This is a genomic window from Streptomyces sp. SudanB182_2057, assembly GCF_964272715.1.
In the GTDB taxonomy this organism is placed as follows: domain Bacteria; phylum Actinomycetota; class Actinomycetes; order Streptomycetales; family Streptomycetaceae; genus Streptomyces; species Streptomyces rubradiris.
On the sequence record NZ_OZ186798.1, the window covers coordinates 7,818,368 to 7,835,442 of the forward strand.

The 17,075-nt window shown below is 72.1% G+C and carries 14 protein-coding genes; 2 read left to right on the forward strand and 12 right to left on the reverse strand.

What is annotated here, in order from left to right:
• Positions 1-9: 9 nt before the first annotated feature.
• From ACSURM_RS34760 to ACSURM_RS34770, 3 genes are all read right to left on the reverse strand, one after another.
• Positions 10-1,233 (reverse strand): cytochrome P450, encoded by a 1,224-nt coding sequence (locus ACSURM_RS34760; protein WP_436959926.1) that lies wholly within the window; start codon positions 1,231-1,233, stop codon positions 10-12.
• A gap of 212 nt (positions 1,234-1,445) precedes the next feature.
• Positions 1,446-2,105, reverse strand: coding sequence for a TetR/AcrR family transcriptional regulator (locus ACSURM_RS34765; protein WP_436959927.1), 660 nt, complete (start codon positions 2,103-2,105; stop codon positions 1,446-1,448).
• 828 nt (positions 2,106-2,933) lie between these two features.
• Positions 2,934-4,064 carry a hypothetical protein gene (locus ACSURM_RS34770; RefSeq protein ID WP_436959928.1) on the reverse strand — a complete coding sequence of 377 codons (1,131 nt, stop codon included), beginning with the start codon at positions 4,062-4,064 and terminating at the stop codon, positions 2,934-2,936.
• Positions 4,065-4,448: 384 nt separating this feature from the next.
• Here ACSURM_RS34770 and ACSURM_RS34775 point away from each other — a divergent pair, with 384 nt between their 5' ends.
• A complete protein-coding gene (locus tag ACSURM_RS34775) occupies positions 4,449-5,441 on the forward strand; it encodes a GlxA family transcriptional regulator (RefSeq protein WP_436959929.1) in 993 nt (330 codons plus the stop codon).
• Positions 5,442-5,502: 61 nt separating this feature from the next.
• Here the strand turns inward: ACSURM_RS34775 and ACSURM_RS34780 are convergent, their stop codons facing one another.
• From ACSURM_RS34780 to ACSURM_RS34790, 3 genes are all read right to left on the reverse strand, one after another.
• On the reverse strand, positions 5,503-7,119 hold the full coding sequence (locus ACSURM_RS34780) for an MDR family MFS transporter (RefSeq protein ID WP_436959930.1): 1,617 nt from the start codon (positions 7,117-7,119) through the stop codon (positions 5,503-5,505).
• A 91-nt stretch (positions 7,120-7,210) separates the two neighbouring features.
• Complete coding sequence (locus ACSURM_RS34785) at positions 7,211-8,419, reverse strand: glycosyltransferase (RefSeq protein WP_436959931.1); 1,209 nt, start codon at positions 8,417-8,419, stop codon at positions 7,211-7,213.
• Between the two features lie 235 nt (positions 8,420-8,654).
• Positions 8,655-9,977 (reverse strand): UDP-glucose dehydrogenase family protein, encoded by a 1,323-nt coding sequence (locus ACSURM_RS34790; protein WP_436959932.1) that lies wholly within the window; start codon positions 9,975-9,977, stop codon positions 8,655-8,657.
• A gap of 290 nt (positions 9,978-10,267) precedes the next feature.
• Here ACSURM_RS34790 and ACSURM_RS34795 point away from each other — a divergent pair, with 290 nt between their 5' ends.
• Entirely contained in the window at positions 10,268-10,969 is a 702-nt protein-coding gene (locus ACSURM_RS34795) for a TetR/AcrR family transcriptional regulator (protein WP_436959933.1), read from the forward strand.
• Between the two features lie 439 nt (positions 10,970-11,408).
• Here the strand turns inward: ACSURM_RS34795 and ACSURM_RS34800 are convergent, their stop codons facing one another.
• The 6 genes from ACSURM_RS34800 to ACSURM_RS34825 all read right to left on the reverse strand — a co-directional run bounded on the left by ACSURM_RS34800 (position 11,409) and on the right by ACSURM_RS34825 (position 16,817).
• Complete coding sequence (locus ACSURM_RS34800; protein WP_436959934.1) at positions 11,409-12,050, reverse strand: TetR/AcrR family transcriptional regulator; 642 nt, start codon at positions 12,048-12,050, stop codon at positions 11,409-11,411.
• A gap of 49 nt (positions 12,051-12,099) precedes the next feature.
• Positions 12,100-12,771, reverse strand: a complete 672-nt coding sequence (locus ACSURM_RS34805; RefSeq protein ID WP_436959935.1) for an SGNH/GDSL hydrolase family protein — start codon at positions 12,769-12,771, stop codon at positions 12,100-12,102.
• Positions 12,772-12,915: 144 nt separating this feature from the next.
• A complete protein-coding gene (locus ACSURM_RS34810) occupies positions 12,916-14,388 on the reverse strand; it encodes a S8 family serine peptidase (RefSeq protein ID WP_436959936.1) in 1,473 nt (490 codons plus the stop codon).
• Positions 14,389-14,636: 248 nt separating this feature from the next.
• On the reverse strand, positions 14,637-15,530 hold the full coding sequence (locus ACSURM_RS34815; protein WP_436959937.1) for a DUF6528 family protein: 894 nt from the start codon (positions 15,528-15,530) through the stop codon (positions 14,637-14,639).
• A 134-nt stretch (positions 15,531-15,664) separates the two neighbouring features.
• Entirely contained in the window at positions 15,665-16,669 is a 1,005-nt protein-coding gene (locus ACSURM_RS34820) for a peptidoglycan-binding protein (RefSeq protein ID WP_436959938.1), read from the reverse strand.
• 1 nt (position 16,670) lies between these two features.
• Positions 16,671-16,817 (reverse strand): hypothetical protein, encoded by a 147-nt coding sequence (locus ACSURM_RS34825; protein ID WP_436959939.1) that lies wholly within the window; start codon positions 16,815-16,817, stop codon positions 16,671-16,673.
• Between the last annotated feature and the right edge of the window lie 258 nt (positions 16,818-17,075).

Here is a 17,075-nt window from a genome sequence, read left to right on the forward strand (position 1 = left end):
GGGGGGCGGTCACCAGGTGACCGGGAGGGCGTGGCAGCCGTAGATGACCATGTCCGTGCGGAAGGGGATCTCCTCGACCGGTACGGCGGGGCGCATGCCCGGGAAGCGGCGCAGCAGCGTGGTGATCACCACCTGGAGCTCGGCGCGGGCCAGCGCCTGGCCGAGGCACTGGTGGATGCCGTAGCCGAAGGCGACGTGGTGCTGGGCGTTGGGGCGGCAGATGTCGAGCCGGTCGGCGTCGGGGAAGGTGTCCTCGTCGCGGTTGGCGGAGGGCACGGCGACGATGACGCCCTCCCCCGCGCGGATGAGCTGTCCGCCGACCTCGACGTTCGCCAGGGCCGCGCGCCGGGGGCCGTTGCGGATGATGCTGTGGAAACGCAGCAGTTCCTCCACGGCGCCGCGGACCAGGGAGGGGTCCTCGCGCAGCCGGCCGGCGGTCTCCTGGTCGAGCATGAGGGACAGGGCGCTCAGGCCGATCATGTTGGCCGTCGTCTCGTGCCCGGCGACCAGCAGCAGCACGGCGAACGCCACGAGGTCCTCGTGGGTCAGCTCGCCGCGCGCGTACTGCTCGGTGGCGAGCCGGCTGATGATGTCGTCGCCCGGCTCGGCCTTCTTGGCGTTCACCAACTGGTTGATGTAGGCGAGGAGTTCGACTCGGGCGGGTTCGCGCTGCTCTTCGGTGAGGTCACGCGAGAGCAGGGTGCCGGTGAGCCGCTGGAAGGTGTCGTGGTCCTCGTAGGGCACGCCCAGCAGCAGGCTGATGGCCAGCGAGGGCAGCGGCAGTGCCAGAGCCTCGACCAGGTCGACGGGGTGCTCGGAACGGTCGACGCGCTCCATCGCGTCGCACAGTTCGTCGGTGAGCCGCTGCAGGGTGGGGCGCAGCGCCTCCACCCGCTTGACCATGAAGTCCCGGGTGACCATGCGGCGCAGCCGGGTGTGCTCCGGCGGGTCCATGCGGATGAAGCCCCGGGTGGCGCCGGGACGCGGGCTGCCGCCGGTCATGCCGCTGACCGGATAGCCGGGGGCGGAGGTGTCGGAGCTGAAGCGCGCGTCACCGAGGATCGCCCGGACGTCCGCGTACCGGGTGGCGAGCCAGGCCCAGCCGCCGTCCTCCAGGGCGACCTTGGACAGGGGCTCCTCCAGGCGCAGTCGCGCGAGACCCTCGGGCGGATCGAAGGGGCACCCGGTCGGCGGCCGGGCGGGCAGCGGCGGAAGCGGTGCGGTGGTGGTCATGCCACTCCTTGTGGGGGAAGACCTTCGACTAACACCTGTTAGCTTACGACCGTTTCCTTAGGGTGGAGTGCGGTCCGGGCCGCAGGAGAGGTGAAGGAAATCGGGTGATGTGATGGAGAGGGCGCCCCGGACGCATGCCGACGGCGGCCGCGAGGCAGGGGACCGCGGCAAGGGGGGCAGAAGAAAGGTGACGAAGGGAAGCTGACGGAGCGTCAGCGTTCCAGCAGCAGGCCGAGCAGTTCGTCCACGAAGCGGTTCAGCCGGGCGGTGTCCTTGCGGCGCGGCATGACCTGCCACAGCGTGACCCGGCCGTGCAGCGCGCACCACAGCAGGTACGGCGCTTCGGCGCGGGTGCCGCGCACCCGCCAGCCGGCCTCCTCGCAGTGCGTGAGCGCCTCGTGCAGCCCGCGCAGGAGCAGCCCGGCCGGGTGGCCGTGCAGCCGCTCCTCGTCCACCGGGGACTGCCAGGTCTCGCACATCAGGCGGTACTTGGCCGGATTGGCCACCGCGAAACCGCAGTACGCGCGCAACTGGTGCCGCAGCCGCTCCAGCGGATCGCCCGCGGGCGCGGAGGCGTCGGCCTCCGCCATCAGCGCGGCCAGCCGCTCGTAGTGCTCCGCCAGCACCGCCCACACCAGCTCGGTCTTGTCGGCGAAGTGCCGGTAGATGCTCGGGGTGGCGATGCCGACCTCCCGGGCCACCGCCCGCAGCGAGAGGGCGTCCTCGCTGCCCACCTGCTCCAGCAGCCCCCCGGCGGCGCGCAGGATCTCCTCACGCAGCCGTTCGCCCTGCCCGCGGGGGTTGCGCACGCGCGCCGTCCGCTCCGCGGGAGCCCCGGCGGAGTCGTCTCCGCGCCCCTTCGCCTCGTCCACCGCCGTACACCTCCTCACACCGCCGACGGCCGCACCGCACCGCCGAAACCGGTGGTCATCCGCCGATCACCGCAGGGCAGCCGCCCCGAACCGTACACGACACCGGCCGCCACACCGGCACACGCGGACCGGGCACCGTGTCGGGGAGCGGATCACCCGCGGCCTGGGGAGATACCGGGCGGAGCGGGAGCGGTCGCCCCCACAGCTCTCGCAGGGCGGCGTTGACGGCGGCGGGACGCTGGGTGTGCGGGTGGTAGCCGGGCACCCGGAGCACACGGGCGCCGACGGCCACCGCCTCCCTCCGGCGTGACCGGGTCCGGGACGCCCGCGGTGTCCCGCACCCCGCACGGCATCGCCTCGGCCACCGGATGGCCGACGGCGGCCGAGAACGCGGACGGCTGGATCAGCGGGCGGGACCGCACGAGGTCGGGGCGGCGGCCGGCGGCGAGCATGGCGGCCGGTCCGCCGTTGCCGTGGCCGACCAGGTGAGCGCCTCCCGGGCGGCGGGCCGGCAGTTCCACCAGGTCGTCGGCGTCGGTGCCGAAGTCGCCGCGGTTGCGGTCCGGGCTCCCGCCGTGACCGCGTCGGTCCGCCGGCGGCAGGTGGGAGCGGTCGGGTGCCCCGCCGCTGGACGGCCGCCTGCCGTCCGGGTCGCGTCGGGCGGCGGCGGACTCCGTCACAGCACGGGCGCGCCGGGAGGGGAACCGACGAACCGTGCCGCCTCCCGGGGCCGGAGCGCTGTCGCTCGAGCGGGAGGCGGCACGGGTGGGTCACGGTCGGGCTGGTCCCGGTGCCCCGCCGGTCAGGGCCGGCGGGACGGCGCGGGGGTCAGACCGCCGCGGTGCGCCCGGTGATGGGGCAGGCCCCGGCGGCGGCGCCCGCCGCGCCGAAGGCGGCGGTCTTCGCGGCCGGAGCCGTCCCGCCGACCTGCTGGAGGATCTCGTCCGACAGCAGGTCCTCCTTGCCCTTGAGGGCGTCGGCGACCTTGAGGTCGGTGTTGAACACCATCTCGGCCGCGACGTTGTCCTGGACGATGCGCGCCAGGTTGTCCAGGGCCACGGCGATCGGGTCCGAGGGGGTCTCCACGGTGGGCAGGTCGATCAGGTGGGTGTCCACCTTCGCCTGGTTCATGGTGCGGCGGATGATGATGGACGCCTGGTTGAGCTCGGACGTCGTCCAGATCGACAGCACCGTGACGTACAGGTCGCTCCACGCGGCCTCACCGATCAGCGTGCGCCACCGCTTCATCAGGGTCTCGATGCCGGTGATCTGCGCGGTCGCGGCGAAGGTCATGTTGACGCGGATCGACGGGTAGACGGTCGCGGCGAACCGGTTGTACGCCACCATGTCGAAGGACTGCGCCTTGACGATGGTGTCGATGAACTTCATGGCCTCCGACAGGATCGTGGTGCAGGAGTTCTCCAGATCCAGCGGGAGGTTCGCGGTGGGCAGCTTCGTGTACGCCGAGTTCAGCGTGGAACGGAAGCTGGTGAGCGGAGTGATCCAGCCCTTGTCGCCCGGGGTCTTGAACGCGACCATGTCCAGGTCGTGCGGGTCGATGCGATCCGCGTTGGGGATGTTCGGCACCTGGTCGCTGAGGTAAGAAGCGATCACCGAGAAGATGCCCAGCGGAACGTGGGCGATGGACTTGGCCAGTTCGAAGTACTCCGGGACCGGGTTGACGGTCTCGACCTGGACTCCGTTGTTGATGAGAGTGAAGCGTCCGCCGACCGCGTTGTTCTCGACGACGATGACCGGACTGAGGTGCTTGACCAGCTCGGCCTTCAGGGACGCGTAGTTGGCGCGCATGCCGGCGTTGACACTGCGTATCGCGTCCCGTGCCGCCTTCTCGTCGGTCGCCGCCGGTGCGGCCGACGCGGTGGTGGTCGCCTGTGTGGTGAGGAGGGTGGCTGCCCCGGCTGCCGAAACGGTACCCAGAAATCCTCTACGAGTTGCCATGCCCCGTCTTTCCATTGTGAGTTCGGTGGTGGGGTTGGGGGGAAAGGCGTGGGGGGAGTTCAGGTGGGGGGCGTGGGGGGAGTTCAGGGCGGGGGGAAAGGCGTGGGGGGAAGTCCGATAAAGGGGGAAGGTTCAGTGGGGTGAGGTGGTCCGGCAGGCCGTCAGGACAACGGAGATCCGGCCGAGTTCGCGGACGTCTCGTCGTAGTCGTCGAGCCGGCGCGGCGTCGTTCCGGACATGGGATACCACCTGAGGGAAGGGAGTGGGGAAAGCACCGCATTCGGTGCGTTGACCTGCACCTATGACGCTACGGCCCGACACACGCGTCGGCAATGTCATCTAGCATGCAGAAACAGACATCGACGTTGCCGGCTGGGGGAGCTAGTGCACACCGTTGAACGACTGATCGTGATCGTCCTGTTCGAAGGCGTCGACCTGCTCGATGTCACGGGACCGCCGGAGGTGTTCGCCCTCGCCCGGCGCGAGACGGAGGACGCGGCGGGCTACCGCGTGGTCCTCGCCGCCGAGACCATGGCCCCGACCGTCACCGCCGCCGGGGTCCGGATCCTGCCCGACATCACCTTCGACGAGCTGGCGGCAGGGAGCATCGACACGCTCGTCGTGCCGGGCGCGGTCGAGGTCGACGGACACCGGCGCGTGCACGCGCTGGTCGATCCGGCCGTGGTGGAACGGGTCAAGCAGCTCGCCCCCCGGACCCGGAGGGTCACCTCCGTGTGCGTCGGGGCCCATATCCTCGCCGCGTCCGGACTCCTCGACGGCAAGCGGGCCACCACCCACTGGTCGACCGCCCAGCAGCTCGCCGCCGACCATCCCGCGATCGAGGTCGACTCCGATCCGATCTTCATCCGCGAGGGCAACGTGTGGACCGGCGCGGGCATCAGCGCCTGCCTCGACCTGTCACTCGCGCTGATCGCCGAGGACCTCGGCGAAGCCATCGCGCTGCGCGTCGCCCGGCAACTGGTGATGTACCTGAAACGGCCGGGCGGGCAGAGCCAGTTCAGCGTCCCGCTGGAACAGGTCGCCGCGACCCGGCGCATCGAGGTGCTCCGCCACTACATCCTGCGCCACATCGCCGAACCGCTCACCGTCGCCCAGCTCGCCGACCACGCCCACGTCAGCGAGCGGCAGCTCACCCGCATCTTCAAGAACGAGCTGGGCACGACACCGCACGCCTACATCGAATCGGTACGCGTCGAACGGGCCCGCAACCAGTTGGAGGCCACCGACGCCACCCTCGAACGCGTCGCGACCGCCTGTGGGTTCGGCACCGTCGACACCCTCGTCAGGGCCTTTCGCCGCCGGCTCGACACCACACCCACCGACTACCGGCGCCGGTTCCGGACCAGCCCCCGCTGAGCGCGGCCCGTCCGTGTGCGGCGCCCCGGCATCCGCGGGAGCGCCCCACACGGACGGCGGGTCACTCGTCGGCGAGCGTCAGGTTCGGCACCCGCCAGGCCGCGATGAGGAAGGCCACCAGGGTCACCGCCGCACCGGTGAGGAAGACGAGCCGCATCGAGGCGATGTAGCCCTCCAGGAACGGCAGCGCCGCGCCCCGGTCGAGAGACCGCAGGAAGGCCGAGTCCTCCAGGTCGACACCGCCGCCGGGTCGCAGCACACCCGTCAGGGCGTGGGCGTTGTCGGGCTGGGCCAGCAGGCGGCGGTAGGCCGGGTCGTGGCGGGCCTCGGACAGCCGCTCGGCGATGCTGCCGCCCGCCGTGGAGAACAGGATGGACAGGAAGGCCGCGGTGCCCACCGTGCCGCCGTTGGAACGGAAGAAGTTCACCGACGCCGTCGCCGCGCCCATGTCCGTACGGGGCACCTCGGACTGCGCGAGCGTGGTGAGCGTCTGCATCGACGCGCCGAGCCCCGCGCCCATCAGGGCCATGCCGAGGGCCGCCTGCCACAGCGGGCTGTCCACGCGCAGGGTCGCGAACACGAGCATCGCGGCGGTGAACGAGCCGATGCCGGCGACGAGATGCACCTTGAAGCGGCCGGTGCGCGCCATCAGCCGGCCCACCAGCAATGTCACGGCGAGGTTCGCGGCGACCGTGGGCAGGGTGGCGAGCCCCGCCTCCATGGGGCTCATGCCGCGCACGAGCTGGAGGTAGAGCGGCAGTGTCGTCATCGCGCCGAACATGCCGATGCCGACGACGAAGTGCAGCCCGACACCCAGCCGGAAGGCGCGGATGCGGAACAGCCGCGGCGGCAGCAGCGCGGCCGCGCCCATCCGGCGCTCCACCACGACGAAGGCGACGAGTCCCAGCGCGCCGACGGCGTACATCAGCAGCGCCGGGGGCGACCCCCAGCCCCAGGTGCGGCCCTGCTCGGCGACGGTCAGCAGCGGCACGATCCCCACGGCCAGCGCGAGGGCGCCGCGGTAGTCGAGCCGGTGCTGCACCCGCCGGTGCGGGAACCGCAGGACGCGGACGATCGCCACGGCGGCCACGGCCGCGAGCGGCACGTTGAGCAGGAAGATCCAGCGCCAGCCGTCGATGCCGAGCAGCGTCTCCCGGTCCGCGAGGGCCCCGCCCGCCAGCGGGCCGACGATGCTGGCACCACCGAACACGGCCATGAAGTAGCCCTGGTAGCGGCCGCGTTCGCGCGGGGTGGTGATGTCGGCGATGATCGTCATGGCCAACGACATCAGCCCGCCGCCACCGAGGCCCTGCACGGCCCGGAACGCCGCCAGCTGGTGGATGGACGTGGCGCATCCGCACAGCAGCGAGCCGGCCGTGAACAGGCCGATCGCGGCGAGGTACACGGGCCGCCGGCCGTATATGTCGGAGAGCTTGCCGTACAGCGGGGTCGCGAGGGTGGCCGTGATGAGGTACGCGGTGGTCGCCCACGCCTGGGCCGTCAGCCCGTGCAGGTCGTCGGCGATGGTCCGCAGCGCGGACGCGACCACCGTCTGGTCCAGCGCCCCCAGGAACATGCCCAGTACCAGACCGGACATCACCGTGGTGATCTGCCGGTGGCCGAGCCGCACGGGCGCGTCGTCGGCCGCGTTCTGCCGTTGGGTTTCTGAGGAGGTCACGAGTCGTCCTAGAGGGGTGGGTGCCGGGGGAGAGGTGCCGGGGGCCGCGCGCGTGCCGCGGGAACGGCCCCCGTGTGCTGTGGCCCGCGGGCTACCCGGCGATCTCCTCCAGGTCGCCGACCGCCCGCTCGATGTCGGGCAGCGTCAGCATCGCCAGCTGGGCCGCCCGCATCCGGGCCCGGGGCGCCGGGTCGGCGAGCAGCGTCCGGCACATGTCGGCGATGCCTCGCACGCCGCGGTCGGTGATGTGGCCGCCCAGGCCCAGCTCCGCCACGCGCTCAGCGTTGGTGTGCTGATCCCCGAAGTGCGGCAGCACCGCCAGCGGAGTGCCGGTGCGCAGGGCCTCGCGGACGCTGTTGAAGCCGCCGTGGGTGAGGAACAGGTCCACCGACTCCAGCAGCAGCGGCTGCGGCACCCGCTCGGTCACGCGGACGTGCCCGGGCAGCCCCTCGGTGTCCACCGGAACCCCGGAGGTCGACACGATCACCGTGCAGTCGTCCAGCTCGGCCGCCGCCCCCAGGATCGCCTCCAGGCTCTCGGTGACGTCGGGGATCTCCACCGGCAACGGGTTGGCCCCGGCGCCCATCTGCTCGCGCACCACCGGCAGGGCGGTGCCGATCGCGGCGTACACCAGGGGCCGGTCCGTGGGCAGTTCGACGACCCACTCGGGCAGTACCTGGTGTCGCTCGACGTCCACCGTCTGCCGGTACGACAGCGTCGGCGGCAGGTGCCGGCAGAAGGAGTGGGAGGGCGGTACGTAGTCGATCCGGCCGTGTGCCACGAGGGACAGCGGATCGTCCTGCTCGGGCAGGCCCAGCTCCCGGCGCCGTTCGTTGAGCCGGGGCATCACTACTTCGGGCTCGATGGTGTTGGTGAACCCGGAGGGCGTCGGCAGCTGTGGCACGCCCAGCTGTTCGGCGATGAGCACCGCGGCCATGTCCATGCCGTCCCGGAGGATCAGGTCGGGCCGGAAGTCCCGGACGATGGGGGCGAGGATGTCCAGGTGCGGCTTGACGCCCGGCCCGGCCAGGGCCCGCATCAGCAGGCGGGGCAGTACCGGCGAGGACAGGGTCAGCTCGCCGCTGTCCTGGAGCTCGTCGAGGTGCGGGGCGAGCAGGGCGACCGGGTCGAACTGCGGTAAGGCGGCGCGGACTTCCACGTCGTCGTCGTGGAACACGGGGGCCAGGGCCTCGGTGGTGACCACCAGGACCTGATGTCCGGCTTTGGCGAGGGCGCGCAACAGGGGCAGTTGAGCACGCCCGTGCGAGGGACTGCCGAGCGTGGTGCACAGGACTCGCATGGGGGGTTGGCCTTTCTCTCGTGGAGTTTCGGCGGTGGCGGGCGAAGGAGGGTGGGGCCGGCCGGAGCAGGCGGGACACACGGGAGGCGCGGACGGACGACGGACGACGGACGACCGGTGACCGGCGACGGAAGACGGCGGGGTGACCGATCGGCGCGTGAGACGCGTGAGACGCGTGAGACGCGTGAGACGCGTCAGGCGCGGACGGCCACGGCGTCGGTCCTCCGCCCCCGGCTCATGCGACCCGTGCCGGAGCGCTCGCGCGTCCGATGCCCTGCCAGCTCAGTCCGGCCCGGGCGAGCCGGTCCGGGTCCAGCAGGTTGCGGAAGTCGTGGACCTCGTGGCCCGTCATGCGCGCGGCGATCGCCGCCCAGTCGAGGTCGCGCAGCTGGGGCCACTCGGTGAGGACGACACAGGCCGCGGCGCCCTCCGCCGCCCGCACCGGGTCGTCGGAGAGCTCGGCCAGATCGCTCAGGTCGGGCTGCTCGTCGCACAACGCCGGGTCGTACGCGGTGAGTTCGGCACCCCGCTCGCGCAGCAGCCGGGCGACGGCGAGCGCGGGCGAGTCGCGCAGGTCGGAGGTGCCGGCCTTGAACGTCAGCCCGTACAGGGCGAGTCGTACGCCGTGCAGCGAGCCGTCCGGGCCGCGGCCGCACGCGGTGGCGATCCGCTCGACGAGCCGGCGCTGATGGGTGACGTTGGTGTCGATCGTGGCGCGCAGCAGGGGGAAGTCGACCCCGGCCTGCTCGCACACGGTGAGCAGGGCGTGGGTGTCCTTCGGCAGGCAGGAGCCGCCCCAGCCGGGCCCGGGCAGCAGGAAGGAGGAGCCGATGCGCGGGTCCCGTCCGATGCCCTCCGTGACATCGCCGATGTCGGCGCCGAACCGCTCGCAGGCGGTGGCGAGGTTGTTGGCGAAGGACAGCTTCATCGCGAGGAAGAAGTTCGCCGCGTACTTGGTGAGTTCGGCGCTCGCCGGGTCGGTGAGCACCAACGGGGCGTCCAGCTCGGCGTACAGGTCGGCCACCCGCCGGGCGGCGTCCCGCCGGGCGGCGCCGATCACGATCCGGTCGGGGTGCAGGAAGTCGTGGACGGCGCGGCCCTCGCGCAGGAACTCGGGGTTGCTCACGACGGACACGTCCGCGCGTCCGAGCAGTGCGGCGACGCGCTCGCTGGTGCCCACCGGCACGGTCGACTTGTTGACGACCACACAGCCGGGCGGCAGGACGTCACGTATCTGCTCCGCGACGGCCTCCACGGCGGCGAGGTCGGCGGCGCCGCCCGCGCCCATGGGGGTGGGCAGGCACAGGAAGACCACCTCGGCCTGAGCGACGGCGGCGGCGGTGTCCTCGGTGAACTCCAGCCGGCCCGCCTCCAGGGCGTCCCGGACGGTCTCGGGCAGGCCGGGCTCCAGGATGTCCACCCGGGCCGCGCGCAGCCGCTCCACCTTGCGGGGGTCGGCGTCCGCGCACACCACGGTGTGGCCGAGGGAGGCGAGACAGGCACCGGTGGTCAGTCCGACGTATCCGGTACCGACCACGGCGACGCGTTGAGCAGGCACAGAAGATCACCATTTCCGGTCGATGGGGCCCGTGGGACGGTTCCGGTGGCGCGCGGGGAGGGCGCGCGCCGCCGCGTCGTGCGGGCGACCTGGAACGGGCCGACTTCGTCGTACGGCCCGGGGACAGAGAGGAACTGAAGTCATCAATCGTTGACCCGTTCCAGGTATGGCATGTGGAGCGAAGACAAGTCAACGTTTGATGACAACGATCGGTGACTTTGAGCCAGCCGCCCCAGGCTGGAACATGGGCCGTTGGCGGGCGGGCCGTCTGACGATGGAGGTTTGGTGACGTGACGGGAGTACAGAACGGCGAGGCGTCGGAAGCGGTGGCCGACCGGCCCGCCCGGAGGCGTTCGGCCACGGCCACGCGCGCGGCGCTCAGGACCGCCGCGGCCTTCCGGTTCGGCAAGTACGGATACGAGGGCACCAGCGTGCGCGACATCGCGGGTGACGTGGGGGTGGACGCGGCTCTCGTCTACCGGTACTTCGGCTCGAAGGAAGCGCTGTTCAACGATGTGACGGGAGCCGGCAAGATCTTCGAGCCCCTGCTCCAGGAGCCGGTGGAGGCGATACCCGACTGGCTCTGCGCCATGCTCCTGGGGGCGCCCAAGGACGGGGAGTTCACCCATCCGGTGCTCTCGGTGCTGCGGTCCTCCGGCAAGGGCGAGGCGGTCGCGCGGCTGCGGGCGGACTTCAGCGAGGTGTTCTCCACGCGTCTGGCGGCCCGCCTCGGCGGCCCGGACGCCGAGTTGAGGGCGGAGCTCCTGGCGGCCTGGATGCTCGGCACGAGCCTCGTCCTCACGGAGATCCGCCCCCCGGCGCTCCAGTCGGCACCGGACGCCAAGCTGGAGAAGTACCTCCGGTCGGTCATCACGACGCTCCTCGGTCCGGCCGTACTCGACGGAGGGGCACCCGAGGCGGGGGACGGCGGCCGGGTCCCGGGCGACTGCTGCGCCACCATGCGGACCGGGACCGGGGGAGAAACCGATTGAAGTAAACGTGAGGTCGTACGTATTCTTTGTGGCGCCCGGAATCGCTGAGCCAGTTGTGCCTTGCCGCTGCTGATCACCCCGCTGCTCAACACGGTCCTGGCGCGGATCGATCCGCAGACCGCGGGGATGGCCTCCGGATCGCTGTCCACCGCTCAGCAGGTCGGTGGCGCGCTGGGGGTGGCGGTCGTCGGAGCGGTGTTCTTCCACGCCTTCCACGCGGGTGCCGCCTCGGGGGACCGGGTGCGCGGCGGGGCGCGCGTTCGCGCTGACGTCCCTGACGTCCTGCGCCGTCGCGGCGCTCGCGGCCCTGCTGGTGTTCCTGCCGAAGACGCCGCCGACGAAGACATGACGGCACGGGGCGGGCGGCCGGTGCCTTCGGGGAGCGATCACCCGAAGGCGGCGGACCGTTGTCGCGTACGGTCCGGCGCGCGAGGAACGCTCAGGGAGCCTTCAGCAGGTCTTCCACGGTGCGGCGGACCTTGGCGACGACGTCCTCATCGCCCAGCCGCAGGGCAGTGTTGGCCGCGCAGAGCACGGAATCGATCTGGAAGACCGCGAGGTCGATGTCGAGTTCCGCGATCTCGTGGGAGCCGACGGCGGTCCGCAGTTCCTGCCCGAGGGTGTCGAGCCATTCCCGCTGATGGCGGAGGAGGGCGTCGCGGACCGGTCCGGGCCTGCTGTCGAAACGGGCCATGTTCGCGACGCGGAAACAGCCGCCTTCGAGCAGCGGTGTCCTCGCGTACGCGATCCAGTGCTCGATCAGCGAGCGCAGCCGGGCGGCTCCGGGCGCCGCGTCCCGTGCCGGGCGGACGACCGCGTCGATGAACATCTCGCGCGCGTACTCGAGGGTCGCGAGCTGGAGCACCTCCTTGGACCTGAAGAGGGTCTGGATGCCCGCCTTGCTCATGCCCGTAGCGGTCGCGAGACGGCCGAAGCTCACGTCGTCCAGTCCGTCGACCGAGGCGATGTCGACCGCGCGACGGAGCGCGGCCTCACGCGTCCGCGCCCCTTTGAGCAGGCGTTTGTCGGTGACCGGCACCGTGTCCGCTCGCGTGGCGAACGCACGTGCTCCCGTGTCCATACGGTCGATCGTACTCGGGCGCGGGCGCGCGGGGCGGGCGGGCCGGTGGTCAGGGCGTGCGGTGCGCCAGGGCGGCGGCCAGCGCCCGGACCATCTCGCCGGCCATGACGGCCTGGCCCGACGTGGAGAAGTGGACGCGGTCGGCGCTCAGCAGGTTCTCCCGGGAGTTGACGGGGTGATCCCACATGTCGACGACCACGGCGCCGTACTCGCCGGCGAGGGTGCGGATGAGGTCGTTGAGGGTGAGCACGCGCTCCGTCCAGTCGGGGAAGACCGGCACCACGTAGGAGCGCCCCAGGGTGAAGGTCGTCAGCTGCGCGCCCGTGGCCGCCGCCAGGTCGTACAGCGTGCGCAGGTTCCGCTCGATCTCCCCGAAGTCCGGTGCGCGGCGCAGGAGGTCGTTGGCCCCGCAGGGCAGATGCAGCAGGTCCGGGGCGAACTCCCGCATGGCGCCGGCCTGGTGGGTGAGGGTGTCGAGCGTCGTCGCGCCGTTCACCGCCGTGTTCAGGTAGGCCAGCCCGGGTCGCACCTGCCGCAGGATGTGCGCGACGCGGTCGGGCCAGCCCTGGTCGCCGTAGCCGGCGCTCTTGTCCCCCGTCCCCGCCGAGAGGCTGTCCCCGATCACGGCGTAGCGCTGCCAGGGGGCGTCGAACAGCATCGCCGCGGCGTCGAGCGTGGCGAGGCAGAAGGGATCGGTGTCCTCGGTGAAGGTCGTAGCCATGATTAAAGAGTGCGGTCGACCGTATGTATTGTCAACGCTCGTCCGGCACCCGGGAGGCGCGACCCTCGCGTACGCGCGATGCCACGCGACCGCGCGGTCGGCGTTCGCCTGAGCGGTCGGCGGGCCCGGCCGCTCAGGACCGCCTCAGCTCCGCGCGGGCAGTCCGCGTCCGGCGGGCACCGTGTCGCGGTCCGCCGCGGTAGTGAGGGACCGTACGGCGGCGCCGGCGTCGGCCAGGCCCGCGCCGCAGTCACCGCCGCAGCTGCTGATCGGGCGGGCGGTCGCCTTGATGACGCGTTCGACCTGGGCGGGGGTGAGGCCGGGGCGCAGTTGCAGCAGGAGCGCCGCGAGGGCGGAGATGTGCGGGGCGGCCATACTCGTGCCCTGGAGGTAGGCGTAGGACTCGTCGGCGGGGTCGGTGGTGCCGAAGTTGTACGTGGACAGGATCCTGGCCTCGTTCCCGGCGCCCTGAGAGCCGCCGGGCGCCGTGATGTCGACGCGCGGGCCCCAGTTGGAGTACGAGGCGCGGTTGCCCTGGCGGTCCCCGGCGGCGACGGTGATGACACGGTCGCAGTTGGCCGGCGCGTAGTCGTCGGCATTGGCGTTGTCGTTGCCGGCCGCCACGACGACGGTGCTGCCACGGCGGACGGCGGAGTCGATGGCCTGCTGGTACGCGGCCGAGCAGGGGGCCTTCTCGCCGAGGCTGAGGTTGATGACCTTCGCGGGGGTCTTGTTGGCCGGGATCCCGGGGACGGTGCCGCCGGATGCCCAGACGATCGCCTCGATGGTGTCGGACTTCTCGCCGCCGCACGCCCCGAGGACGCGTACGGGCTGCACCCCCGCGTCGTGGGCGGTACTGGCGACGCCCACGCCGTTGTCGGTCCGCGCGGCGACGGTCCCGGCCACGTGGGTGCCGTGCCAGTAGGTCTCGCTGCCGGGCGAGCCGGGCTCGCACTGGCCGGGCTCGGTCCAGGAGCCGGGGTCGTGGTAGTTGGGGTCGCGGCCGTTTCCGTCCCGCGCCCGGCCCGGGTCGGTGATGAAGTCGTAGCCGGGGATGATCCCGGCCTGGAGGTCGGAGTGGGTGACGTAGCCGGTGTCGATGACGGCGACGGGTACGCCCTTGCCCGTGGCCAGTTCCCAGGCGGGCGGCACGTTCATGCCGGCGTTGTCGTCCCACAGGTCCCACTGGAAGCGGTAGAAGGGGTCGTTGGGAGTGACCGCGGCCATGGGCCGTACCCGGCTGTCGGGTTCGGCGTAGGCGACATCCGGCTCGGACTTCATCTGCTCGGCCACGGCTGCCAGGGGCTTCGGGCGGCTGTCGGCGGTGCGCCGGGCCACCTTGAGCAGGACGGCACCGGTGGCCAGACGCCGTACGAAGGTCAGGGCGGTGCCGGCCCTCGGGGACGTCAGGGCGTCCCGCACGGCTTGGTCGGAGCGCGCCTTCGGTGAGCCGGGCGTGTAGCCGACGATCAACTGCTCCGCCCGGGGCAGGTGTTGGGCCCCGGCCGTGGCGGACGGCTGCGCCGCGGCGTGGGGGGACAGCGCCATGGGCACCGTCAGGGCGGCCAGTGCCGCCGCGGCCAGGACGCACGAGCGTCGTCTTGAGGAGATGTGCACGGACTTCAGCCTTCCTGGGGGAGAGGGCGAGTCGGGGCGGCGTCGCTGCGTGGTCGCGGCCCGGAACACGGTGGTTGCCTGGAGTCTCGCCGTGCGGCGCGCGGGGTGAACCACCGTGTGGAGGCGCGGAGTACCGCCTCGACCGCCCGCGCACAACCCGCCCCGCCCGCGCCGCCGACGCGCCCTCTGCCGGCCGGTCGCCCGGCCCCAGGCGACCGGGACGTGCGCCCTCCGGCCCCGGGCCGGTCTCAGTGGAACCGCGTCGTGTACAGCCGGGCCTTGTAGATCTGGGCGCCTGGACGGGTGCGGTCGCCGCCCGCGGAGAAGTGGACGGTGGGCCCGCCCCACACGGAGTCCTCCGTGTCGGGGTCGGTGGTCCACATGGCCTGACCGTTCGCGTGGCGTACGTAGGACTTGGGGTGGGGCAGCGAGGCGACGGTGGTGAGGGCGCGGGTCGTCTTGTGCAGGGAGTAGACGTGGCGGCTGTCGGCGACCAGCAGGGTGCCGGGCCGGCTGTAGTCCGGCTGGAGGTCGTGGCCGTTGCCCGCGATCTTGATGTCCGGTCCGTGCTTGACCAGCCGGGAGTCGCGCATCGACCCGGCCACGCGGTAGCTGCGCACGACGGTGCCGCCGGTCACCCACAGCAGCTTGTTCTGGTCGTCCCACAGCACGGCGTGGGCCTTGGTGAACTCGAGGGTCTGCACCTCCTTCAGGGTCGCCGGGTCGCTGCTGGACGGCCCGAAGACGTGCAGCCGGTCCCGTGACCCCGCGACCACGACCGTGCCGGCGTCGGGCACCCGCTCGATGCAGTGCGGGTAGCTGGTGACGCGCGCCGACCACAGCAGGTCGGCCCGGGTCAGATGCGCCTTCGAGGTCACGTTGACGATCGCGGCCCGGCCCTCGCCGGGGCGGCCGAACGTCATCAGCGCGATCATGCCGTAGCGCCGGGTGTCCCGGAAGCGGATCTCGAAGGGATGGTCCCAGCCGGGGGCGTTGCCCGTGCTGAAACTCCATCGGACCTGGGCGTCGGTCCACTGGGCGGCGCGGTCGAAGACGAGGATCCGGCCGGTGCGCTGTTCGGTGATCGCCACCCGGTAGGTCGCCGCCGCGGCCGTACCGGAGGTGTCCTGGGAGGTGCTCATCTGCGGTTCTCCTGGTCCGTGAGGGAAGAGACGAGGTGCGGGGACGGCCGGAAGGGGACGGGCGATGCCCGTCCCCACCGTGCGGACCGGAAGGCCGCCCCCCGTGACGGTCCTCCGGTCCGCGCGCCGACCGGTCAGAACGAGCCGGCGTTCAGGGCCTTCTGCAGGGCGCGGGTGGTCGCCGCGTCCCACTCGCCGCCCGCCGGAGTGGCCAGGCGGTTCTGCAGGGCGGTCACCGTCTTGGGCCCCACGACGCCGTCCGCCGTCACCTTCAGATGGCGCTGGAGGGCGGTGATGGTGAGCGGGCCGAACGCCCCGTCGACCTCCAATCCCGCCTTGTCCCGGCTGTTGAGGGCGCGCTGGAGCGCCGCGCAGGTCGCCGGGCCGAAGATCCCGTCGACCTCCAGCACCGCAGGAGCGGCGACGAGGGCCTTCGGGCGGATCGGCGCCTTCTTCCCGGCCAGTGCCGCCTTCATCATCGCCGCCGACTGCGGGCCGTACTCGCCGTCCGCCTTGAGGCGGTGGTTGGCCTGGAAGGTCTTCACCGCCTTCTGCGTGGCCGGGCCGAACTGGCCGTCCACGGTGAGCCCGGCCTTCTGCACCGTGTTGAGGTTCTTCTGCAGGGTCTTGACGGCCTGCCCCTTCGAGCCCAGCCGCAGGATGCCGTCCCCGGACGGCAACGGCGCGCTGCCGCCCTTGTAGGCGGGACGGCCGTAGCCCACTATGCAGGCGGAGCTGCGCCGCCGGCGGCGGAAGGCGTTGGAGGTGTTGCCCTCCAGGGTGGTGATGGTGCGGTTGGAGTGCACCGCCTCGACGATGCCGACGTGGTCGATGGCACCGATGGAACGGGAGCCGGACCAGTCGAAGAACACGATGTCGCCCGGGCGGATCCCGCCGATGCCGTAGTGCCAGCGGCCCTTCTTCTGGAAGGCGCGGGCGTGGGCGGTGGTGAGGGCGAACTTGCCGCCGACCGCCTGGAGGTTGTCGGAGTGGGCGGCGGCGTAGCTGACGGCCATGTCGCACCAAGGGCCGGTGAATCCGTACCACTTGGTGATCAGGTTGCGGTTGGAACCGGGCGGGTGCTCGGTGGTGCCCAGCAGCTTGCGGGCGGCGGCGAGCATGCCCTGAACGTTGCCCATGTCAGAACTCCACGTCTTCGGGAAGGGACTGGACGTCTCCGGTCACCGCGTCATCGGGGTCCTGGCTGACGCCGGCCTGGTCGGGGTCGACATCGAAAATCCCCGCACCGCCCACCGGATAGGGCGGCTGCTCCACGGGCTCGGTCATGAGTGCTCCTTCGTGTGCGAGTCGTACGGATCCATGGCGGCGCGGGCGGTCCGGAAGACGGCCGTCCGGCGCCGTGCGGCGTACCGCAGCGGTGCCGCCGGACACCGAGTTCAGCCGCCGCGGAGTTGGTTAGCAGCCCCCGTTCGCGCAGGTAATCAAAGTGCGCGCGCCGACGCGCCGCCTGGCCGTCGCCGGGGCCGGCCCCTACCGTGGGGCGCGGCGCGAGGGGACGGCGCCGGTGCGGCAAGGGGGGACAGG